The following is a 20,884-nucleotide window of genomic DNA, read 5'->3' on the forward strand; positions in this document are numbered from 1 at the left end:
TTGGAGGATATCATGTCTTATGAAAAAGTAGCTCAAGCTAAAAAGATTATAGTAGGATCAAAGCAAACAGTGAAAGCACTGAAGGCTGGCGAAGTAATCGAACTGGTCATTGCGAAGGACGCTGACATGAAAGTGACAGCGAATCTATTGCAGACTGCCAGGGAAATCAACACCGCCATCACCTATGTCGACTCAATGAAAAAATTGGGGAAGGCATGCGGGATTGCCGTAGGAGCTTCAGCTGTAGCGATAACCAAGTAAAAACTGTTTTTGCAGTGAACTGCAAGAACTTTGTTTTTTGTTAAAAAATGAACCACCTGGATGTGTGGGCTTACAAAAATGTGAAGGGAGGAAAATGATCATGCCTACTATTAACCAATTAGTGCGCAAACCGCGCAGCTCTAAAGAGGAGAAGTCAAAATCTCCAGCGCTTAATAAAGGTTACAACAGCTTCAAGAAAGCTCAAACTAACGTTTCATCTCCACAAAAGCGTGGTGTATGTACTCGTGTTGGTACTATGACTCCTAAGAAGCCAAACTCAGCGTTGCGTAAATACGCTCGTGTACGTTTGACTAACGGAATCGAGGTAACAGCTTATATCCCTGGTATCGGGCACAACCTTCAAGAGCACAGTGTTGTTCTTATCCGTGGAGGACGTGTAAAAGACTTACCGGGTGTACGTTACCACATCGTTCGTGGTGCTCTTGATACTGCTGGAGTAAACAACCGTATGCAGGGCCGTTCTAAGTACGGTACTAAGAGACCAAAAGCAGCTAAAAAATAATAAACAAAACTAATTAGCCTTTTTGAAAGGAGGAAAAAATATGCCACGTAAAGGTCCAGTTGCAAAAAGAGACGTATTGCCGGATCCGATTTATAACTCAAAGCTTATCACTCGCTTGATCAACAAGATGATGATCGATGGCAAGAGAGGTAAATCACAAAAGATCCTTTATTCAGCTTTTGATATCATTCGTGAGCGTTCAGGCAAAGAGCCAATCGAAGTATTCGATGCAGCACTTAAGAACATCATGCCTGTTCTAGAAGTAAAAGCACGCCGTGTAGGTGGAGCTAACTATCAAGTCCCAATCGAGGTGCGTGCAGACCGCCGTACAACTCTTGGTCTTCGCTGGTTGGTAAACTACTCACGTCTTCGTGGGGAAAAGACAATGGAAGAGCGTCTTGCTAACGAAATTCTTGACGCTGCTAACAACACCGGTGCTTCTGTTAAGAAGCGTGAAGATACACACAAAATGGCGGAAGCAAACAAAGCATTCGCTCACTATCGTTGGTAATCTTACCTTCAATCTAAAAACACTTATACTAGGAAGGAGAAAGACCAAATGGCAAGAGAGTTCTCCTTAGAAAAAACTCGTAATATTGGGATCATGGCTCATATTGATGCTGGTAAAACAACAACAACTGAGCGTGTTCTTTATTATACTGGCCGTATTCACAAAATCGGCGAAACACACGAAGGTGCTTCTCAAATGGACTGGATGGAGCAGGAACAAGAGCGTGGTATCACGATCACTTCTGCTGCAACAACAGCTTCTTGGAAAGAACACCGTGTAAACATCATCGATACACCAGGACACGTAGACTTCACTGTTGAAGTTGAACGTTCACTTCGTGTACTTGATGGTGCAGTAGCAGTACTTGACGCACAGTCAGGTGTTGAGCCTCAAACAGAAACAGTTTGGCGCCAGGCTACAACTTATGGAGTTCCACGTGTAGTATTCGTTAACAAAATGGATAAACTAGGCGCGGACTTCCTATACTCTGTATCAACTATTCATGATCGTCTACAAGCTAATGCTCACCCGATCCAATTACCGATCGGTGCTGAAGATGAGTTCGAAGCTATCATCGACCTAGTTGAAATGAGAGCAATCTTCTACGGTAATGACCTTGGAACAGAAATCTCTGTTGGTGAAATTCCGGAAGAATATATGGCACAAGCTGAAGAATACCGTGAAAAGTTAGTTGAAGCGGTAGCTGAGCTTGATGAAGAGTTAATGGAAAAATACCTTGGCGGAGAAGAGCTTACAGTCGAAGAGATCAAAGCTGCAATCCGTAAAGGTACAACAAATGTTGAATTCTACCCAGTTATCTGTGGTTCAGCATTCAAAAACAAAGGTGTACAGCTAATGCTTGACGCTGTAATCGACTACCTTCCATCTCCACTTGATGTACCTGCGATCCAGGGCCATCTTCCGGACTCAGAAGACGTAGTTGAGCGTCACTCTGACGACAGCGAGCCATTCTCAGCACTTGCGTTCAAAGTTATGACTGACCCTTATGTTGGTAAATTAACATTCTTCCGCGTTTACTCTGGTACCCTTGATTCTGGTTCTTATGTCCAGAACTCTACCAAAGGAAAGCGTGAGCGTATCGGACGTATCCTTCAAATGCACGCGAACAGCCGTCAGGAAATCTCAACGGTTTACGCTGGCGACATCGCTGCAGCTGTAGGTTTGAAAGATACAACTACTGGTGACACTCTATGTGATGAAAAGTCTCTAGTTATTCTTGAATCCATGCAGTTCCCAGAGCCTGTAATCCAGTTATCAGTTGAGCCTAAGTCAAAAGCTGACCAAGACAAGATGACAACTGCATTGCAAAAGCTTCAAGAAGAAGATCCTACATTCCGCGCACACACTGACCAGGAAACTGGACAGGTTATCATCGCTGGAATGGGTGAACTTCACCTAGACATCATCGTTGACCGTATGAAGCGCGAATTTAAAGTGGAAGCAAACGTAGGTGCACCTCAGGTTGCATACCGTGAAACTTTCCGCGAATCAGCTAACGTTGAAGGTAAATTTGCTCGTCAATCCGGTGGACGTGGTCAATACGGACACGTTTGGATCGAGTTCTCTCCAAACGAAGAAGGTAAAGGCTTTGAATTCGTAAACGGCATCGTCGGTGGTGTAGTTCCACGTGAATACATCCCAGCTGTTCAAGCTGGTCTTGAAGATGCTCTAGATCGCGGAGTTCTTGCAGGATATCCACTTGTTGACATCAAGGCAAGACTGTTTGACGGTTCTTACCACGATGTTGACTCCTCTGAAATGGCGTTTAAAATCGCTGCTTCAATGGCACTTAAGAATGCGGCTTCCAAGTGTAAGCCAGTTATCCTTGAGCCTGTCATGAGGGTTGAAGTTGTTATCCCTGAAGAATACCTTGGAGATATCATGGGTATGATTACTGCTCGTCGCGGACGCGTCGAAGGTATGGATGCTCGTGGTAACGCTCAAGTTGTTCGTTCGATGGTTCCACTTTCAGAAATGTTCGGTTATGCAACTGCCCTTCGTTCAAGTACACAAGGACGTGGTGTATTCTCAATGCACTTCGACCACTACGAAGAAGTTCCTAAATCTGTTTCTGAAGAAATCATCAAAAAAAATAAAGGTGAATAATTGATTTTCACCTATTAATCAAGTATAACTACTAATGTAAGCATAACGCTGTGGAATAGGTGATCCTGTTCCACGGCACATTAAAATATACTTAATTTTCATATATTAAAGGAGGATTTTTCTAATGGGAAAAGCTAAATTCGATCGTTCTAAGCCACACGTTAACATTGGTACAATTGGTCACGTTGACCATGGTAAAACTACTCTAACTGCTGCTATCACTACTGTTCTTTCTAAAGTAGGCGGCGGTGAAGCACGCGGATATGACCAAATCGACGCTGCTCCAGAAGAGCGCGAGCGTGGAATCACAATCTCAACTGCACACGTTGAGTATGAAACTGCAACTCGTCACTATGCACACGTTGACTGCCCAGGACACGCTGACTATGTTAAGAACATGATCACTGGTGCTGCACAAATGGACGGCGGTATTCTTGTAGTATCTGCTGCTGACGGCCCAATGCCACAAACTCGTGAGCACATCCTTCTTTCTCGTCAGGTAGGCGTACCTTACCTTGTTGTATTCATGAACAAGTGTGACATGGTTGACGACGAAGAACTTCTTGAACTAGTAGAAATGGAAGTACGTGATCTTCTTTCTGAGTACGACTTCCCTGGCGATGACATTCCAGTTATCAAAGGTTCTGCTCTTAGAGCTCTTGAAGGAGCACCAGAATGGGAAGAAAAAATCACTGAGCTTATGGCTGCAGTTGATGAGTACATCCCAACACCAACACGTGACACTGACAAGCCATTCATGATGCCTGTTGAGGACGTATTCTCAATCACTGGCCGTGGAACAGTTGCTACTGGTCGTGTTGAGCGTGGACAAGTTAAAGTCGGTGACGTAATCGAAATCATCGGTCTTACTGAAGAGCCAAAGTCAACTACTGTAACAGGTGTTGAAATGTTCCGTAAGCTTCTTGACTATGCTGAAGCTGGAGACAACATCGGTGCACTTCTTCGTGGGGTAGCTCGTGAAGATATCCAACGTGGTCAAGTACTTGCTAAGCCAGGTTCTGTTAAGCCACACACAAAGTTCACTGCTGAAGTATACGTTCTTTCAAAAGAAGAAGGTGGACGTCACACTCCATTCTTCACAAACTACCGTCCACAGTTCTACTTCCGTACAACTGATGTAACTGGTATTTGTAACCTTCCTGAAGGCGTAGAAATGGTTATGCCTGGCGACAACATCGAAATGACTGTTGAACTAATCGCTCCAATCGCTATCGAAGAAGGAACTAAGTTCTCAATTCGTGAAGGCGGCCGTACTGTAGGCGCTGGCGTTGTAGCTTCAATTCAAGAGTAATTTTTAATAATAACAATGAAAGCAGCTGGATGACGATCCAGCTGTTTTTTTTGTTTCTTATTTTAAAGAGAAGTTTGATAGCCGTTATTACAAATGTAAATTTTAGATTTGGATATATACAGTAATAAAAAAGAATAACGCCTTGATAGAAGAGAATGAAACGAGATATTGTTCACTAAAAAATGATAATGTGCGGATAAAAGAGAAACAAGTGAGTTTATCGTCACATTAAGACCGATAATGTGCGGATAAAAAGGAAACAGTTGAGTTTATCGTCACATTAAAACCGATAATGTGCGGATAAAAAGGAAACAGTTGAGTTTATCGTCACATTAAGACCGATAATGTGCGGATAAAAAGGAAACAGTTGAGTTTATCGTCAGATTAAAACCGATAATGTGCGGATAAAAGAAAATCAAGTGAGTTTATCGTCACATTAAGACCGATAATGTGCGGATAAAAGAGAAACAAGTCAGTTTATCGTCACATTAAGACCGATAAAGTGCGGATTAAAAAGGAATCCAGAGAGTTAATCGTCACATATCTAATTTAATCTATATCAGATTCTCTATAGCCAGATAATCAAACACCAATTTGAGTTAATGAGCAAGGGTGTAAACATTACTTCTCCGGCACACATTATTAAAATCCTTTCAAAACTCAAATGAGTTTCTTCTATAATATAAGTGCAAATCCAAAACGCTGCATGTATTCTCCGAATTCATGACCCCACGTTCTACAGGAATATTTTTCTCTACGTCCAAATAGTTAGAAATCTCTATCCCTACTTGTAAAATACATTAACGCCAGCTATAATAGTAAAAGTGTGTTAAACATAATTAAAAAGCGGAATACTTCTTGCATTTGGGTTATGTTTTATGTATAATAGACAATGTTGGTCTTTGACTGCGATGATGCGAAAGGTTGCTGACACACCCGGCCGCTTTGCCATGGCGAGTGTGTGGGAAATTTTCGCGGAGAATGTCTATTTTAAAATAGGCGAAAAGGAGGGAAAGTAATGGCAAAACAAAAAATTCGTATCCGTTTGAAAGCTTATGATCACAGGATTCTTGATCAATCTGCAGAGAAAATTGTTGAAACTGCAAAACGTTCTGGTGCGGCGGTGTCTGGTCCAATCCCACTACCTACAGAAAAGTCAATTTACACAATTCTTCGTGCGGTGCATAAGTACAAGGATTCTCGTGAGCAGTTCGAAATGCGTACGCATAAGCGTCTGATTGATATCATCAATCCGACTCCGCAAACGGTCGATTCACTAATGCGTTTAGACCTGCCATCAGGTGTAGATATCGAAATCAAACTTTAATAAATAAAACATTATAATTCACAGGAGGTGTGACTGAAATGACCAAAGGAATCTTAGGAAGAAAGATCGGTATGACTCAAGTATTTGCTGAAAACGGCGACCTTATCCCGGTTACTGTGGTAGAAGCTTCTCCAAACGTAGTGCTTCAAGTGAAATCTGCTGAGACAGATGGCTACGAAGCAATCCAGCTTGGCTTTGAAGACAAGCGCGAAAAGCTTTCTAACAAACCTGAAAAAGGCCACGTTTCAAAAGCAAACACTGCTCCTAAGCGCTTCGTAAAAGAATTAAACGGAGTCGATGTAGCAGGATATGAAGTTGGTCAGGAAGTCAAAGTTGATATTTTCGCAGAAGGCGATATCGTAGATGTTACAGGAATCTCAAAGGGTAAAGGTTTCCAAGGTGTAATCAAGCGCCACGGACAATCTCGCGGACCAATGGCTCACGGTTCTCGTTACCACCGCCGCCCTGGTTCAATGGGTCCTGTTGCTCCAAACCGCGTATTCAAGGGTAAATTGCTACCTGGACGCATGGGTGGAGAGCAGATCACTGTTCAAAACCTGCAAATCGTTAAAATTGACGTAGAGCGTAACCTTCTTCTTATCAAAGGAAACGTTCCAGGTGCTAGAAAAGCCCTTCTAAAAATCAAAGCTGCTGTAAAAGCTAAGTAATTTTTACAGGAAAGGAGGAAACAAGAATGCCTAAAGTAGCATTATTTAACCAAGCTGGTTCACAAGTTGGAGAAATCGAACTTAACGATTCAGTATTTGGTATTGAGCCTAACAACCACGTAATGTTCGAAGCAGTAGTCATGCAGAGAGCTTCATTGCGTCAGGGAACTCATAAAACTAAAATTCGTTCTGAAGTAGCGGGCGGTGGACGTAAGCCGTGGAAACAAAAAGGAACTGGACGTGCGCGTCAAGGTTCTATCCGTTCTCCACAATGGCGCGGTGGCGGTACTGTATTCGGTCCTGTTCCACGCAGCTACAGCTATAAATTGCCTAAAAAAGTTCGACGTTTAGCAATCAAATCTGCTTTATCATCAAAAGTACAATCTGAAAATATCCTTGTTCTTGAAAGCCTTGCTTTTGAAGCTCCAAAGACAAAGGAATTCAAAAACGTGCTTAGTGGTCTTTCTGTTAACAAGAAAGCCCTGATCGTAACAGCAGGTCTTGAAGAGAACGTAGCACTTTCAGCACGTAACATTCCTGGAGTAACTGTTGTTACTGCTGATGGAATCAACGTATTGGATGTTCTAAATCATGATAAGCTGATCATGACAAAAGCAGCTGTTGAAAAAGTAGAGGAGGTGCTTGCATAATGGATGCACGCGATATCATTAAGCGCCCCGTTATTACAGAACGTTCTTCTGATCTAATGACTGAGAAGAAGTACACTTTCGAAGTTGACACTAGAGCTAACAAAACTCAAGTTAAAGACGCGATTGAAACTATTTTCGGCGTTAACGTTGAAAAAGTAAACATCATGAATTACAAAGGTAAGTTTAAGCGTATGGGCAAGTTCGGCGGTTACACAAATAAGCGTCGTAAAGCGATCGTTAAACTAACTCAAGACAGCAAAGAAATCGAATTCTTCGAAGTATAATAATCCAATAAGAAGAGGAGGGAAACGAAATGGCGATTAAAAAGTACAAACCTACCTCCAACGGTCGTCGTAATATGACAGCATCTGATTTTGCTGAGATTACAACTGACAAGCCGGAAAAATCCTTGCTTGCTCCGTTGCACAGAAAAGGCGGTCGTAACAACCAGGGTAAGTTAACTGTTCGTCATCAAGGTGGCGGCCATAAGCGTCAGTACAGAATCATCGACTTTAAACGTACAAAAGATGGCATTCCAGGACGCGTTGCCACAATTGAGTATGATCCAAACCGTTCAGCAAACATTGCGTTAATTAATTATGTAGATGGTGAAAAGAGATACATCCTAGCTCCTAAAAACCTAGTAGTAGGTATGGAAGTTATGTCTGGCCCAACAGCTGACATTAAAGTAGGTAACGCTCTTCCACTAGCAAACATCCCAGTTGGTACAGTAGTACACAACATCGAATTGAAGCCTGGCAAAGGTGGACAATTAGTTCGTTCTGCTGGTACTTCAGCACAGGTTCTTGGTAAAGAAGGCAAATATGTATTGATTCGTTTGAACTCAGGCGAAGTACGTATGATCCTTTCTGAGTGCCGCGCGACTGTAGGTCAAGTTGGTAACGAACAACACGAATTGATCAACATCGGTAAAGCAGGTCGTTCACGCTGGTTAGGCAAGCGCCCAACAGTTCGTGGATCTGTAATGAACCCTAACGATCACCCACACGGTGGTGGTGAAGGACGCTCCCCAATCGGACGTAAATCACCAATGTCACCATGGGGCAAGCCGACTCTTGGTTACAAGACTCGCAAGAAGAAGAACAAATCCGACAAGTTTATTGTACGTCGTCGTAAAAAATAACGGGATTGAGCTACGGTTCGCGGGAACCGTAGGGCAATCACGAAGGGAGGTTCAATCATGGGTCGTAGCTTAAAAAAAGGACCTTTTGTTGATGAGCACTTAATCACAAAGATCGAAAAGTTAAATGAAACTGAAGCGAAGAAAGTTGTTAAGACTTGGTCTCGCCGTTCAACGATCTTCCCACAATTCATCGGACACACGATTGCTGTCTACGATGGTCGCAAACATGTACCTGTTTATGTCACTGAAGACATGGTAGGCCACAAGCTTGGAGAATTCGCTCCAACTCGTACTTACAAAGGACATGGTAATGACGATAAGAAAACAAGACGTTAATGAGAGGAGGGCATCCAAATGCAAGCTAAAGCTGTTGCAAGAACAGTTCGTATTGCTCCTCGTAAAGCTCGACTAGTTCTAGATTTAATTCGAGGAAAGCAAGTTGGTGAAGCGGTAGCTATCTTAAACCTTACCCCTAAGGCAGCTTCTCCAATCGTAGATAAAGTGTTAAAATCTGCATTAGCAAACGCAGAGCACAACTATGAGATGGATGTTAATAACCTTGTCGTATCGGAAGCTTACGCTAACGAAGGACCAACGTTGAAACGTTTCCGTCCACGTGCTATGGGCCGTGCAAGTGCTATTAACAAACGTACTAGCCACATTACTATCGTTTTATCAGAAAAGAAGGAGGGATAATCAGTGGGTCAAAAAGTAAATCCAGTCGGTTTGCGTGTCGGAATCATTCGTGATTGGGAATCAAAATGGTACGCAGGCAAAGACTACGCTGATCTTTTACACGAAGACCTTAAGGTTCGTGAGTACATCACTAAGCGTTTACGCGATGCTTCTCTTTCTAAAGTAGAAATCGAGCGCGCTGCAAACCGCTTGAATGTAACTGTCCACACAGCGAAGCCAGGAATGGTTATCGGTAAGGGTGGTACAGAAGTTGAAGCACTTCGTAAAGCGCTAAACGAACTGACAGGCAAACGTGTTCATATAAACATTCTTGAAATCAAAAAAGCTGATATCGATGCGAAATTGGTTGCAGAAAACATTGCACGCCAATTGGAAAACCGTGTATCTTTCCGTCGCGCACAAAAGCAAGTTATCCAACGTGCAATGCGTGCTGGCGCTAAAGGTATCAAGACAATGGTCTCCGGACGTCTTGGCGGTGCAGACATCGCTCGTTCAGAACAATACAGCGAAGGAACAGTTCCACTTCATACTCTTCGTGCCGATATCGATTATGCTACTGCTGAAGCAGATACAACTTACGGTAAGCTAGGCGTTAAAGTATGGATTTATCGTGGAGAGGTCCTTCCTACGAAGAAGAAAACTGAGGAAGGAGGCAAATAATATGTTATTGCCTAAACGCGTTAAATATCGCCGTCAACACCGTGGCAAGATGCGCGGTCAAGCTAAAGGCGGTACTGAAGTAAACTTCGGTGAATTCGGTTTACAAGCTCTTGAAGCTTCTTGGATCACGAACCGTCAAATCGAATCTGCCCGTATTGCAATGACTCGTTACATGAAACGTGGCGGTAAAGTCTGGATCAAGATTTTCCCTCACAAGCCATATACTGCAAAGCCTCTAGAAGTCCGAATGGGTTCTGGTAAAGGTGCTCCTGAAGGTTGGGTAGCAGTTGTTAAACCAGGCAAAGTAATGTTCGAAGTTGCTGGCGTTTCTGAAGAAATCGCACGCGAAGCATTACGCCTTGCAGCACACAAGCTTCCTGTAAAGTGCAAGTTTGTTAAACGAGAAGAAATTGGTGGTGAATCTAATGAAAGCTAATGACATTCGTGACCTTACCACTGCTGAAATTGAACAAAAAGTTAAATCATTAAAAGAAGAGCTATTCAACCTGCGCTTTCAATTAGCGACTGGACAACTTGAAAACACAGCTCGCATTCGTGAAGTACGCAAAGCGATTGCTCGCATGAAAACTGTAATTCGTGAACGAGAGATCGGCGTTAACAGATAATTGAGAGGAGGTTCTCACAATGAGTGAACGCAACCAACGCAAAGTTTATACTGGACGCGTAGTATCTGACAAGATGGATAAAACTGTTACTGTTCTTGTTGAAACATACAAAAAGCATCCTTTATACGGCAAGCGTGTAAAATACTCTAAGAAATTCAAAGCTCATGATGAGCAAAACGAGGCAAAAATCGGCGACGTAGTACGTATCATGGAAACTCGTCCGCTATCTGCCACAAAACGCTTCCGCCTTGTAGAAGTGGTGGAAAAAGCTGTTATTATCTAATTGTTCGGATTAAGGTTTATTCCGAAGGGAGGTTACTCGCATGATCCAACAGGAAACACGTTTAAAAGTTGCTGACAATTCAGGTGCTCGTGAAGTTCTTACTATTAAGGTTCTTGGCGGTTCCGGCCGTAAGACTGCTAATATCGGAGACGTTATCGTTTGCACAGTGAAACAGGCAACACCAGGTGGCGTTGTTAAAAAAGGTGACGTTGTCAGAGCAGTTATCGTTCGTACAAAAACTGGTATGCGCCGTACTGACGGTTCTTACATCAAATTTGACGAGAATGCTTGTGTAATCATCCGTGACGATAAGAGTCCTCGTGGTACTCGTATCTTCGGACCAGTTGCACGTGAGCTTCGTGACAACAACTTCATGAAGATCGTTTCATTAGCTCCAGAAGTACTATAATCTATTTCAAATGCCTTTAAGGAGGTGCACACAGATGCATGTAAAAAAAGGTGACAAAGTAATGGTCATCTCTGGTAAGGACAAAGGCAAAACAGGGATCATCCTTGAAGCTTTTCCAAAGCAAAGCCGTGTTCTTGTAGAAGGAATCAACATCGTGAAAAAACACGCTAAGCCTTCTCAAGTAAATCCACAAGGTGGAATCTTGAACCAGGAAGCACCTATCCATGTATCAAACGTAATGCCTGTAGATCCGAAGTCTGGCAAGCCAACCCGAGTTGGTTACACTGTCGAGAACGGCAAGAAGGTACGCGTTGCTAAAAAATCCGGTGAAGTTCTAGATAAATAGTCTATTGAAGAAGGGAGGTACAATCGATGAACCGCCTAAAAGAAAAGTTCAACAATGAAATTACTCCTGCTCTTATGAGCAAGTTTAACTATAAGTCAATCATGGAAGTTCCTAAACTTGAAAAGATCGTAATCAACATGGGTGTAGGTGACGCTGTTGCCAACGCTAAAGCTCTTGATGTTGCAGTTGAGGAATTAGCAACGATCACTGGTCAAAAGCCGGTCGTGACTCGTGCTAAGAAATCAATCGCTGGCTTCCGCCTTCGTGAAGGTATGCCAATCGGTGCGAAAGTAACACTTCGCGGTGAGCGCATGTACGAATTCATCGACAAGTTAATTTCAGTATCTTTACCACGTGTACGTGACTTCCGCGGAATCTCTAAGAAGTCTTTCGACGGTCGCGGCAACTACACACTTGGTGTTAAAGAACAGTTAATCTTCCCTGAAATTGATTACGATAAAGTAAATAAAGTACGTGGCATGGACATTGTTATTGTAACGACTGCTAACACTGATGAAGAAGCTCGTGAACTATTAACACAATTCGGAATGCCATTTCAAAAGTAATCTCTAATAAGAGGGAGGCGAAAACGTGGCTAAGAAATCAATGATTGCGAAACAAAAACGCACGCCTAAATATAAAGTACAAGAGTACACTCGCTGTGAGCGCTGCGGCCGTCCGCACTCTGTATACCGCAAATTTAAGCTTTGCCGTATTTGTTTCCGTGAATTAGCATACAAAGGACAAATTCCTGGTGTGAAAAAAGCTAGCTGGTAAAACTGAAAGCTCTGGAAGGAGGTAAATTAAATGGTCATGACAGATCCGATTGCAGATTTGCTAACTCGTATTCGTAATGCGAATATGGTTCGTCACGAAAAACTAGAAGTACCTGCTTCTAACATTAAAAAAGAAATCGCTGAGATCCTTAAGCGTGAAGGTTTCGTGCGTGACGTTGAATATATCGAAGACAATAAGCAAGGTATCATCCGTATCTTCTTGAAGTACGGTGCAAACAATGAGCGTGTTATCACTGGTCTTAAGAGAATCAGTAAGCCAGGACTTCGCGTTTATGCTAAATCAACTGAAGTACCACGCGTACTTAACGGTTTAGGTATTGCTCTAGTATCAACTTCAAACGGCGTTTTAACTGACAAAGAAGCTCGCGCTAAGCAAGTGGGCGGAGAAGTTCTAGCATACGTTTGGTAATAGATTTTTCTGAATGAATGGAGGTGCAACAAATGTCACGCGTAGGTAAAAAACCAATTGAAATTCCAGCTGGTGTTACTGTTACTCTTGATAACAATCACGTAACAGTAAAAGGACCAAAAGGTGAATTGTCTCGTACTTTTCACTCTGACATCGAAATCAAGATCGAAGAGAACGTAGTCAACATTTCTCGCCCAACTGATAACAAAGAACATCGTGCATTGCACGGAACGACTCGTGCGGTTCTTGCTAACATGGTTGAGGGTGTTTCTAAAGGATTCGAAAGAGGTCTTGAACTAGTAGGTGTCGGTTACCGTGCGTCTAAGCAAGGTAACAAGCTTGTACTTAACGTAGGATACTCTCATCCGGTTGAAATCGAGGCAGAAAAAGGCCTTGAAATCGAAGTTCCTTCAAACACTAAGGTGATTATAAAGGGAACTGACAAAGAGCGTGTTGGCGCATTGGCTGCTAACATCCGTGACGTACGTCCACCAGAGCCTTACAAAGGCAAAGGTATTCGTTATGAAGGCGAATATGTACGCCGCAAAGAAGGTAAAACAGGTAAGTAATGCCGCATAGGTTAACGAAAGGAGTGACGTAAATGATTACGAAGGCTGATAAAAACGCTACTCGCCGTAAAAGACACGGTCGTGTCCGTGCGAAACTTAGCGGAACTGAAGCTCGTCCTCGTCTAAATGTGTTCCGTTCTAACAAGCACATTTATGCTCAACTAATCGACGATGTAAAGGGAGTAACTCTAGCGAGTGCTTCTACTTTAGATAAAGAAGTTAATGTTGAAGGCAATAACCTGGAAGCAGCAAAGCAAATCGGTGAATTGATCGCTAAGCGTGCTGTGGAAAAAGGTTATAAGTCAGTAGTATTTGACCGTGGCGGATACCTCTATCATGGCCGCGTTCAAGCGCTTGCTGATGCTGCCCGCGAAAACGGCTTAGAATTTTAATAGAAAAAGGAGGGACACAAAAAGATGCGTCGTATTGATCCAAACAAACTTGAACTTGAAGAGCGCGTAGTTACGATTAACCGTGTTGCTAAAGTTGTTAAAGGTGGACGCCGTTTCCGTTTTTCTGCTCTAGTAGTAGTAGGAGATAAAAACGGTCATGTCGGCATGGGTACTGGTAAAGCACAAGAAGTACCTGAAGCGATTCGCAAAGCTATCGAAGATGCGAAGAAGAACCTAATCCAAGTACCTATGGTTGGTACTACAATTCCACACCAGGTTATCGGACACTTTGGTGCTGGTGAGATCCTTCTGAAGCCTGCTTCTGAAGGTACAGGAGTTATCGCTGGTGGACCAGTTCGTGCGGTTCTAGAATTAGCTGGTGTGCATGATATCCTTTCTAAATCATTAGGAACAAACACACCAATTAATATGGTTCGTGCAACTCTAGAAGGTCTATCTCAACTTAAGCGTGCAGAAGACGTAGCAAAACTACGCGGTAAATCTGTGGAAGAACTGTTAGGATAAGGAGGGAAATCAAATGGCTAACAAATTAGAAATTACCCTCACTCGCAGCCTGATCGGCCGTCCGCAAGATCAGCGCGAAACAGTTAAGGCTCTTGGCTTACGTAAAATGAATCAAACAGTTGAGCAACAAGATAATGCAGCAATCCGCGGCATGATCAACAAAGTTTCTCACCTTGTTACTGTAAACGAAAAATAATTTATCCTTTTTAAAATAAGGAGGTGCCAACATGAAACTTCATGAATTAAAGCCTGCAGAAGGTTCCCGTAAAGAACGCAAACGTCTAGGACGTGGTATCGGTTCTGGCCAAGGTAAAACTGCTGGTAAAGGTCATAAAGGTCAAAACGCTCGTTCAGGCGGCGGTGTACGCCCTGGTTTTGAAGGTGGTCAAACTCCTTTATTCCGACGCTTGCCGAAACGCGGTTTCACGAACATCAACCGCAAAGAGTACGCAGTCGTTAACCTTGATGCTTTGAACGTATTCGAAGATGGAACTGAAGTGACTCCAGAACTTTTAATTGAAACAGGTCTTGTCAGGAAAGAATTAGCGGGTATTAAAGTACTTGCTAAAGGAAGCCTTGAAAAGAAACTAACTGTTAAAGCTCATAAGTTCTCCTCTGCAGCCGAAGAAGCGATCAAAGCTGCCGGCGGTCAAACTGAGGTGATTTAATGTTCCAGACAATCTCCAATTTTATGCGCGTGGGTGAAATTAGAAATAAAATTCTCTTCACCCTTTTAATGTTGATTGTATTTCGTATCGGTACATTTATTCCTGTACCGAGCGTAAATGCAGATATTTTAAAAGCACAGGATGACATGAGTGTCTTCGGTGTGCTGAATACTTTCGGTGGCGGTGCGCTGCAGAACTTCTCCATCTTCGCGATGGGAATCATGCCGTACATCACCGCTTCAATCATCATCCAGCTCTTGCAGATGGATGTTGTGCCAAAGTTTACTGAATGGTCCAAACAAGGAGAAGTCGGACGCCGTAAATTAGCTCAGTTTACCCGCTATTTCACGATCGTTCTTGGTTTCATCCAGGCACTTGGTATGTCTTATGGCTTTAACAATATGGCAGGCGGATTATTAATCCAGAATGCCGGTATCGGTACTTACTTGCTGATTGCTACGGTCTTGACTGCCGGAACTGCATTTCTTATGTGGCTCGGTGAGCAAATCACAGCAAAAGGCGTAGGAAACGGTATTTCAATCATTATCTTTGCAGGTATCGTTGCTGGTATTCCGACAATGGCCAACCAGATCTATGCACAGCAATTCTCTGATGCAGGGGACGCATTGTTCCTTCGCATTGTGACTATGCTGCTTATTCTATTGGCTGTTATCGCAATCGTTGTGGGTGTTATCTTCATCCAGCAGGCAACACGTAAAATACCTATCCAGTACGCTAAACGCATGAGCGCAGGAAATAACGCGGTTGGCGGCCAGAACACTCACCTTCCATTGAAAGTGAATGCTGCTGGTGTCATCCCGGTCATCTTCGCGATTTCGTTTATCGTTACACCTCCGACAATCGCTCAGTTCTTCGGCACGAATGATGTGACACTTTGGATCCAGAAGACGTTTGATTATACACAGCCGATCGGCATGATCGTATATGTGGCATTGATCATTGCGTTCACGTATTTCTATGCGTTCATCCAGGTGAATCCTGAACAGGTTGCCGAAAACCTGAAGAAGCAAGGTGGATATGTCCCAGGCATCCGTCCGGGCAAAAACACACAGGAGTACCTGACTAGGGTTCTATACCGACTGACATTCGTCGGCGCGATTTTCCTTTCGGTAATCTCTGTGCTGCCAGTATTTTTCATTCAATTTGCTGGTCTGCCTCAATCCGTACAGATTGGCGGAACAAGCTTGCTGATCGTGGTCGGCGTTGCGCTTGAAACGATGAAGCAGCTTGAAGCTCAGCTTGTAAAACGCCATTATAAAGGCTTTATAAAATAAGGTTTAGGGGACTCCTGGTTCCCTGAATCTTTAATAGAGACTGAGGGGGGAAATCTTGTGAATTTGGTTCTGATGGGGCTTCCGGGTGCCGGGAAGGGCACGCAAGCCGATAAAATTGTTGGTAAATACAACATCCCTCATATCTCAACAGGAGATATGTTCCGTGCAGCTATCAAAGAAGGAACGGAACTTGGATTACAGGCAAAATCATTTATGGACAAAGGAGAGCTAGTTCCTGATGAAGTAACAATCGGGATTGTCCGTGAGCGCTTAAGCAAAGCTGACTGTGAAAATGGATTCCTCTTAGATGGATTCCCACGCACAGTAGCGCAGGCTGAAGCTCTGGATACTATGCTTGCTGATCTTGGCAAGAAAATCGATTTTGTCATCAACATTGATGTTGATCAAAGCATCTTAATGGAACGTCTGACAGGACGCAGGATTTGTAAGAACTGCGGCGCTACCTACCACCTTGTGTTCAACCCTCCTGCAAAGGAAGGCGTTTGTGACCGTTGTGGCGGCGAGCTATACCAGCGCGCTGATGATAACGCCGAAACTGTTCAAAACCGTCTGGATGTTAATGTCCAGCAAACAAAGCCTCTGTTGAACTTCTATGAAGATAAAGGCTACTTACGCAATATTAACGGTCAGCAAGACATTGATGTCGTATTTGCTGATATCGAAGAATTGCTTGGGGGCTTAAATTAATGATCGTTTGTAAAACCTCTCGTGAAATAGAGATTATGCGAGAAGCAGGTCGCATTGTAGCGATGACTCACCAGGAGTTGAAAAAGCATATTGCTCCTGGCATTACAACTAAAGAACTGGATGCAATTGCCGAGGATTTCATCCGCAAACAAGATGCAACTCCTTCTTTTAAAGGTTATAATGGTTTTCGCGGCAGCATCTGTGCATCAGTTAATAACGAACTAGTTCACGGGATTCCTGGCGAACGGGTTCTTAATGAAGGCGACATCATCAGTATTGATATCGGAGCAAAGTACAACGGATACCACGGGGACTCTGCATGGACTTACCCGGTAGGAAAGATTGATGAGGAAGCCAAGCGTCTATTGGACGTTACTGAAGAGTCGTTGTTCAGAGGCTTGAAAGAAGCCAAGCCAGGGGAACGTCTTTCGAACATCTCCCATGCGATTCAAACGTATGTGGAATCAGAAGGCTTTTCTATTGTTCGTGAGTATGTCGGTCATGGAATTGGGCAAGAATTGCATGAGGACCCGCAAATTCCTCATTACGGACCTCCAAACAGAGGACCTAGGCTGAAGCCTGGTATGGTTCTATGTATAGAACCGATGGTGAATGCAGGAAGCCGCTATGTTAATACGTTAGCCGATGATTGGACTGTTGTAACGGTTGACGGTAAAATGTGTGCCCATTTTGAGCATACAATCGCGATCACAGAAACTGGTTTTGAGATATTAACCAAAGCCTGATTAAAGTGATTGGCCGTCTGGCTCTGTTGTTAGTCTTTAAATAGGCGGAAATGTGATTTCTATGCGGACGGGATGCCAGCTTTATGATATAATCATAAGGTTGAGTATTTCTCAATGTTATTCTCAATTGCTTGCTGCTTAGAACGTGTCACAAATAGGAAGCTACATTCCGTCAACGCGGAGTATATGATTTAATACGATTTGAATAAAGAAGGGAGACCAGTTTATGGCGAAAGATGATGTAATTGAAATTGAAGGCACAGTATTAGAAACTTTGCCTAATGCAATGTTTAAGGTAGAATTAGAGAATGGTCATACAGTGTTGGCTCATGTTTCCGGTAAAATTAGAATGCACTTCATTCGGATCTTGCCTGGAGATAAAGTAACAGTAGAGCTTTCTCCATATGATTTGACTCGCGGAAGAATTACTTACCGCTTTAAATAAACCGTGACTCCGTACTATCAAGGAGGTTAGAGTAATGAAAGTGAGACCATCTGTTAAGCCGATTTGCGAAAAATGTAAAGTTATTCGCAGAAAAGGCAAAGTTATGGTGATCTGTGAAAACCCTAAACATAAACAAAAACAAGGATAATATTAAAGGAGGTGCGCATCTAGATGGCACGTATTGCTGGTGTAGATATTCCACGTGAAAAGCGTGTAGTTATTGCTTTAACATACATTTACGGAATTGGCAGACCAACTGCTGAAAAGGTTCTAGCTGAAGCTGGTGTTTCTGAAGACACTCGTGTTCGCGATCTTACTGAAGAGGAACTTAACAAAATCCGTGATATCATTGACAAGTTAAAGGTTGAGGGTGACCTTCGCCGTGAAATCTCATTAAACATCAAGCGTCTAATGGAGATTGGTTCATTCCGTGGCTTGCGTCATCGTCGTGGCTTGCCTGTTCGCGGTCAAAACACGAAGAACAACGCACGTACTCGTAAAGGCCCACGTAAGACTGTAGCTAACAAGAAAAAATAATACGTAAAGGAGGGTAACATTTAAATGGCTCGTAAAACTAATACACGCAAACGCCGCGTCAAAAAGAATATTGAAAGTGGAGTTGCGCATATTCGTTCAACTTTCAACAATACTATCGTAACTATTACAGACGTACATGGTAATGCATTATCATGGTCTAGTGCAGGTGCGCTTGGTTTCAAGGGTTCACGTAAATCCACTCCATTCGCAGCACAAATGGCAGCTGAAGCTGCAGCTAAAACTTCCATGGAACATGGTTTGAAAACTTTAGAGGTAACTGTTAAAGGACCAGGTGCAGGTCGTGAAGCAGCAATTCGTGCTCTTCAAGCTGCAGGTCTTGAAGTTACAGCTATTAGAGATGTAACTCCGGTTCCACATAACGGCTGCCGCCCGCCAAAACGTCGCCGTGTTTAATTTTTCTGTATAGAATTTGTAGTCCTGTCTATAATGGGATATGATACAAATATTTTCTAGGTATACAGAAATCATTAATCCAGTTGTTGTGCACAAACGGGAACGTATACATGGGGGAATTTCGGTAAGGTAAAAACCTGCCGGGGTTTCGACGTTTTGAAGGAGGGTATATTTGATGATCGAAATAGAAAAACCAAAAATCGAAACGGTTGAGATCAGCGATGATGCCAAGTACGGCAAGTTTGTCGTAGAACCGCTTGAGCGTGGATATGGTACAACTTTGGGTAACTCCTTACGTCGTATCCTATTATCCTCACTCCCAGGTGCAGCTGTCACATCGATTCAAATCGATGGAGTACTTCATGAGTTCTCAACAATTGAAGGCGTCGTAGAAGATGTAACATCAATCATTCTAAACGTTAAGAAATTAGCGTTGAAAATCTACTCTGACGAAGAGAAGACACTTGAAATCGACTTACAGGGTGAGGGTCCAGTTACTGCAGCTGCAATCACGCATGATAGTGATGTCGAAATCCTTAATCCGGATCTTCATATCGCTACACTTTCAAGCAAAGGTTCATTGCGTATGCGCCTTACTGCAAGAAGAGGCCGCGGATACAATCCTGCTGTCCAAAACAAGCGGGAAGATCAGCCGATCGGTGTTATTCCAATCGACTCAATCTATACGCCGGTTTCACGCGTATCTTATCAAGTAGAAAACACTCGCGTAGGGCAAATGACGAATTATGACAAGCTGGTATTTGACGTTTGGACAGATGGCAGTACTGGTCCTAAGGAAGCTATTGCATTAGGTTCTAAAATCCTGACTGAGCACTTGAACATTTTTGTTGGTTTGACTGACGAAGCTCAAAATGCTGAGATCATGGTAGAGAAAGAAGAAGACCAAAAGGAAAAAGTTCTGGAAATGACAATTGAAGAACTTGACCTTTCTGTTCGTTCATATAACTGCTTAAAGCGTGCCGGTATCAACACTGTCCAAGAGCTTGCTCACAAGACAGAGGAAGATATGATGAAGGTTCGCAACCTTGGCAGAAAATCACTAGAAGAAGTAAAAGCAAAACTAGAAGAGCTAGGCTTAGGCTTACGCAAAGATGACTAGTTAATGCAGATTAACTAGGCATTTTGCTGTCAGTACTAAAACTGCCGGTTTATGACTTCAACAAAGGAGGGAAACACTCATGGGATACAGAAAGTTAGGACGCACAAGTGCCCAGCGTAAAGCAATGCTACGTGACTTAACAACTGATTTGATTATCAATGAGCGTATTGAAACTACTGAAACACGTGCGAAAGAGCTTCGTTCAGTTGTTGAGAAAATGATTACTCTTGGAAAGCGCGGAGATCTTCATGCTCGCCGTCAAGCTTCTGCTTGGGTTCGTAACGAAGTTGCAAACGCTGAAACAAACCAGGATGCAGTTCAAAAATTATTCGCTGACATCGCTCCACGCTATGCTGAGCGCCAAGGTGGATACACTCGTATTATGAAACTTGGACCACGTCGCGGTGATGGTGCGCCAATGGTAATTATCGAGTTAGTTTAATACCATTAAACACACTCAAACAAGGGCGATGGACAGTTTATACAAACTTGTTTCATCCCCTTTTTTTCTTATACTGAGGCCAAAAGCCTCTGTCGAAAACTGAAAAAAGCAGCACAAGCCAAAACGAGCGTTATGATGAGCAGGCCACTTGGAAAGAAGAGTTCACTGGCCCCATCGGCCGGTTACTTCAGGACTCTCCTGAATCGGTTAGCGATAGATACTTCATCTATTTATAACCGGAGCTGTTCTGCCTGTCTCGTCTAGCTCATGTACC

Annotated in this window: 35 protein-coding genes; all 35 read left to right on the forward strand. The window is 43.1% G+C overall.

Annotated elements, in window-relative coordinates:
• Nucleotides 1-12 precede the first annotated feature (12 nt).
• Entirely contained in the window at nucleotides 13-261 is a 249-nt protein-coding gene (locus AC0VX7_RS00690; protein ID WP_475426274.1) for a 50S ribosomal protein L7ae-like protein, read from the forward strand.
• A 100-nt stretch (nucleotides 262-361) separates the two neighbouring features.
• Entirely contained in the window at nucleotides 362-784 is a 423-nt protein-coding gene (rpsL, locus tag AC0VX7_RS00695; RefSeq protein WP_023626436.1) for a 30S ribosomal protein S12, read from the forward strand.
• Between the two features lie 40 nt (nucleotides 785-824).
• Nucleotides 825-1,295, forward strand: coding sequence for a 30S ribosomal protein S7 (rpsG, locus tag AC0VX7_RS00700; protein WP_041966528.1), 471 nt, complete (start codon nucleotides 825-827; stop codon nucleotides 1,293-1,295).
• A 48-nt stretch (nucleotides 1,296-1,343) separates the two neighbouring features.
• Entirely contained in the window at nucleotides 1,344-3,422 is a 2,079-nt protein-coding gene (fusA, locus tag AC0VX7_RS00705; protein WP_475426275.1) for an elongation factor G, read from the forward strand.
• Nucleotides 3,423-3,546: 124 nt separating this feature from the next.
• Nucleotides 3,547-4,734, forward strand: a complete 1,188-nt coding sequence (gene tuf, locus AC0VX7_RS00710; protein ID WP_475426276.1) for an elongation factor Tu — start codon at nucleotides 3,547-3,549, stop codon at nucleotides 4,732-4,734.
• Nucleotides 4,735-5,752: 1,018 nt separating this feature from the next.
• A complete protein-coding gene (rpsJ, locus tag AC0VX7_RS00715) occupies nucleotides 5,753-6,061 on the forward strand; it encodes a 30S ribosomal protein S10 (RefSeq protein ID WP_009791329.1) in 309 nt (102 codons plus the stop codon).
• A gap of 38 nt (nucleotides 6,062-6,099) precedes the next feature.
• Nucleotides 6,100-6,729: a 50S ribosomal protein L3 gene (rplC, locus tag AC0VX7_RS00720; protein WP_215033432.1), complete on the forward strand. Its 630-nt coding sequence runs from the start codon at nucleotides 6,100-6,102 to the stop codon at nucleotides 6,727-6,729.
• A gap of 26 nt (nucleotides 6,730-6,755) precedes the next feature.
• On the forward strand, nucleotides 6,756-7,379 hold the full coding sequence (gene rplD / locus AC0VX7_RS00725) for a 50S ribosomal protein L4 (RefSeq protein ID WP_215033435.1): 624 nt from the start codon (nucleotides 6,756-6,758) through the stop codon (nucleotides 7,377-7,379).
• On the forward strand, nucleotides 7,379-7,663 hold the full coding sequence (gene rplW, locus AC0VX7_RS00730) for a 50S ribosomal protein L23 (RefSeq protein ID WP_041966523.1): 285 nt from the start codon (nucleotides 7,379-7,381) through the stop codon (nucleotides 7,661-7,663). Before rplD ends, rplW begins: the two co-directional genes overlap by 1 nt.
• A gap of 29 nt (nucleotides 7,664-7,692) precedes the next feature.
• On the forward strand, nucleotides 7,693-8,523 hold the full coding sequence (gene rplB, locus AC0VX7_RS00735; protein WP_214909322.1) for a 50S ribosomal protein L2: 831 nt from the start codon (nucleotides 7,693-7,695) through the stop codon (nucleotides 8,521-8,523).
• A gap of 57 nt (nucleotides 8,524-8,580) precedes the next feature.
• Nucleotides 8,581-8,859, forward strand: a complete 279-nt coding sequence (gene rpsS, locus AC0VX7_RS00740) for a 30S ribosomal protein S19 (protein WP_023626426.1) — start codon at nucleotides 8,581-8,583, stop codon at nucleotides 8,857-8,859.
• Between the two features lie 18 nt (nucleotides 8,860-8,877).
• Nucleotides 8,878-9,219, forward strand: a complete 342-nt coding sequence (gene rplV / locus AC0VX7_RS00745) for a 50S ribosomal protein L22 (protein WP_023626425.1) — start codon at nucleotides 8,878-8,880, stop codon at nucleotides 9,217-9,219.
• A gap of 3 nt (nucleotides 9,220-9,222) precedes the next feature.
• Nucleotides 9,223-9,879 (forward strand): 30S ribosomal protein S3, encoded by a 657-nt coding sequence (rpsC, locus tag AC0VX7_RS00750; RefSeq protein ID WP_079504263.1) that lies wholly within the window; start codon nucleotides 9,223-9,225, stop codon nucleotides 9,877-9,879.
• 1 nt (nucleotide 9,880) lies between these two features.
• The gene (rplP, locus tag AC0VX7_RS00755; protein ID WP_023626423.1) at nucleotides 9,881-10,315 is read left to right on the forward strand and encodes a 50S ribosomal protein L16; all 435 of its coding nucleotides are present in this window, start codon (nucleotides 9,881-9,883) and stop codon (nucleotides 10,313-10,315) included.
• Nucleotides 10,305-10,505, forward strand: a complete 201-nt coding sequence (gene rpmC, locus AC0VX7_RS00760) for a 50S ribosomal protein L29 (RefSeq protein WP_023626422.1) — start codon at nucleotides 10,305-10,307, stop codon at nucleotides 10,503-10,505. Before rplP ends, rpmC begins: the two co-directional genes overlap by 11 nt.
• A gap of 19 nt (nucleotides 10,506-10,524) precedes the next feature.
• Nucleotides 10,525-10,788 carry a 30S ribosomal protein S17 gene (gene rpsQ, locus AC0VX7_RS00765; RefSeq protein ID WP_023626421.1) on the forward strand — a complete coding sequence of 88 codons (264 nt, stop codon included), beginning with the start codon at nucleotides 10,525-10,527 and terminating at the stop codon, nucleotides 10,786-10,788.
• A gap of 40 nt (nucleotides 10,789-10,828) precedes the next feature.
• Nucleotides 10,829-11,197: a 50S ribosomal protein L14 gene (gene rplN / locus AC0VX7_RS00770; protein WP_023626420.1), complete on the forward strand. Its 369-nt coding sequence runs from the start codon at nucleotides 10,829-10,831 to the stop codon at nucleotides 11,195-11,197.
• Between the two features lie 34 nt (nucleotides 11,198-11,231).
• On the forward strand, nucleotides 11,232-11,543 hold the full coding sequence (gene rplX / locus AC0VX7_RS00775; RefSeq protein WP_125482132.1) for a 50S ribosomal protein L24: 312 nt from the start codon (nucleotides 11,232-11,234) through the stop codon (nucleotides 11,541-11,543).
• 26 nt (nucleotides 11,544-11,569) lie between these two features.
• Nucleotides 11,570-12,109: a 50S ribosomal protein L5 gene (rplE, locus tag AC0VX7_RS00780; protein WP_041966519.1), complete on the forward strand. Its 540-nt coding sequence runs from the start codon at nucleotides 11,570-11,572 to the stop codon at nucleotides 12,107-12,109.
• A 25-nt stretch (nucleotides 12,110-12,134) separates the two neighbouring features.
• Nucleotides 12,135-12,320 (forward strand): 30S ribosomal protein S14, encoded by a 186-nt coding sequence (rpsN, locus tag AC0VX7_RS00785; protein WP_009499044.1) that lies wholly within the window; start codon nucleotides 12,135-12,137, stop codon nucleotides 12,318-12,320.
• 30 nt (nucleotides 12,321-12,350) lie between these two features.
• A complete protein-coding gene (rpsH, locus tag AC0VX7_RS00790) occupies nucleotides 12,351-12,749 on the forward strand; it encodes a 30S ribosomal protein S8 (RefSeq protein WP_023626417.1) in 399 nt (132 codons plus the stop codon).
• Between the two features lie 32 nt (nucleotides 12,750-12,781).
• Complete coding sequence (gene rplF, locus AC0VX7_RS00795; protein ID WP_475426277.1) at nucleotides 12,782-13,318, forward strand: 50S ribosomal protein L6; 537 nt, start codon at nucleotides 12,782-12,784, stop codon at nucleotides 13,316-13,318.
• 32 nt (nucleotides 13,319-13,350) lie between these two features.
• Complete coding sequence (rplR, locus tag AC0VX7_RS00800; RefSeq protein WP_192472775.1) at nucleotides 13,351-13,710, forward strand: 50S ribosomal protein L18; 360 nt, start codon at nucleotides 13,351-13,353, stop codon at nucleotides 13,708-13,710.
• Nucleotides 13,711-13,734: 24 nt separating this feature from the next.
• A complete protein-coding gene (gene rpsE, locus AC0VX7_RS00805; protein ID WP_035209554.1) occupies nucleotides 13,735-14,235 on the forward strand; it encodes a 30S ribosomal protein S5 in 501 nt (166 codons plus the stop codon).
• 13 nt (nucleotides 14,236-14,248) lie between these two features.
• Entirely contained in the window at nucleotides 14,249-14,431 is a 183-nt protein-coding gene (rpmD, locus tag AC0VX7_RS00810; protein WP_023626413.1) for a 50S ribosomal protein L30, read from the forward strand.
• Nucleotides 14,432-14,462: 31 nt separating this feature from the next.
• Nucleotides 14,463-14,903 (forward strand): 50S ribosomal protein L15, encoded by a 441-nt coding sequence (rplO, locus tag AC0VX7_RS00815; RefSeq protein WP_041966516.1) that lies wholly within the window; start codon nucleotides 14,463-14,465, stop codon nucleotides 14,901-14,903.
• Nucleotides 14,903-16,198, forward strand: coding sequence for a preprotein translocase subunit SecY (gene secY / locus AC0VX7_RS00820; RefSeq protein WP_215033441.1), 1,296 nt, complete (start codon nucleotides 14,903-14,905; stop codon nucleotides 16,196-16,198). The genes rplO and secY overlap by 1 nt, the downstream gene beginning before the upstream one ends.
• 57 nt (nucleotides 16,199-16,255) lie before the next feature.
• The gene (locus AC0VX7_RS00825) at nucleotides 16,256-16,906 is read left to right on the forward strand and encodes an adenylate kinase (RefSeq protein ID WP_041966514.1); all 651 of its coding nucleotides are present in this window, start codon (nucleotides 16,256-16,258) and stop codon (nucleotides 16,904-16,906) included.
• Nucleotides 16,906-17,652 (forward strand): type I methionyl aminopeptidase, encoded by a 747-nt coding sequence (gene map, locus AC0VX7_RS00830; protein ID WP_215033447.1) that lies wholly within the window; start codon nucleotides 16,906-16,908, stop codon nucleotides 17,650-17,652. Before AC0VX7_RS00825 ends, map begins: the two co-directional genes overlap by 1 nt.
• A 226-nt stretch (nucleotides 17,653-17,878) precedes the next feature.
• The gene (infA, locus tag AC0VX7_RS00835) at nucleotides 17,879-18,097 is read left to right on the forward strand and encodes a translation initiation factor IF-1 (protein WP_019157108.1); all 219 of its coding nucleotides are present in this window, start codon (nucleotides 17,879-17,881) and stop codon (nucleotides 18,095-18,097) included.
• Between the two features lie 34 nt (nucleotides 18,098-18,131).
• Nucleotides 18,132-18,245 carry a 50S ribosomal protein L36 gene (rpmJ, locus tag AC0VX7_RS00840; RefSeq protein ID WP_003156543.1) on the forward strand — a complete coding sequence of 38 codons (114 nt, stop codon included), beginning with the start codon at nucleotides 18,132-18,134 and terminating at the stop codon, nucleotides 18,243-18,245.
• A gap of 23 nt (nucleotides 18,246-18,268) precedes the next feature.
• The gene (gene rpsM / locus AC0VX7_RS00845; RefSeq protein ID WP_214909288.1) at nucleotides 18,269-18,634 is read left to right on the forward strand and encodes a 30S ribosomal protein S13; all 366 of its coding nucleotides are present in this window, start codon (nucleotides 18,269-18,271) and stop codon (nucleotides 18,632-18,634) included.
• 24 nt (nucleotides 18,635-18,658) lie between these two features.
• Complete coding sequence (rpsK, locus tag AC0VX7_RS00850) at nucleotides 18,659-19,048, forward strand: 30S ribosomal protein S11 (RefSeq protein ID WP_041966511.1); 390 nt, start codon at nucleotides 18,659-18,661, stop codon at nucleotides 19,046-19,048.
• A 175-nt stretch (nucleotides 19,049-19,223) separates the two neighbouring features.
• Nucleotides 19,224-20,168 (forward strand): DNA-directed RNA polymerase subunit alpha, encoded by a 945-nt coding sequence (locus AC0VX7_RS00855; RefSeq protein WP_215026119.1) that lies wholly within the window; start codon nucleotides 19,224-19,226, stop codon nucleotides 20,166-20,168.
• 79 nt (nucleotides 20,169-20,247) lie between these two features.
• Nucleotides 20,248-20,610 carry a 50S ribosomal protein L17 gene (gene rplQ, locus AC0VX7_RS00860; RefSeq protein ID WP_041966509.1) on the forward strand — a complete coding sequence of 121 codons (363 nt, stop codon included), beginning with the start codon at nucleotides 20,248-20,250 and terminating at the stop codon, nucleotides 20,608-20,610.
• Nucleotides 20,611-20,884 lie beyond the last annotated feature (274 nt).

This window comes from Mesobacillus sp. QJM3NY_10 (genome assembly GCF_056173465.1).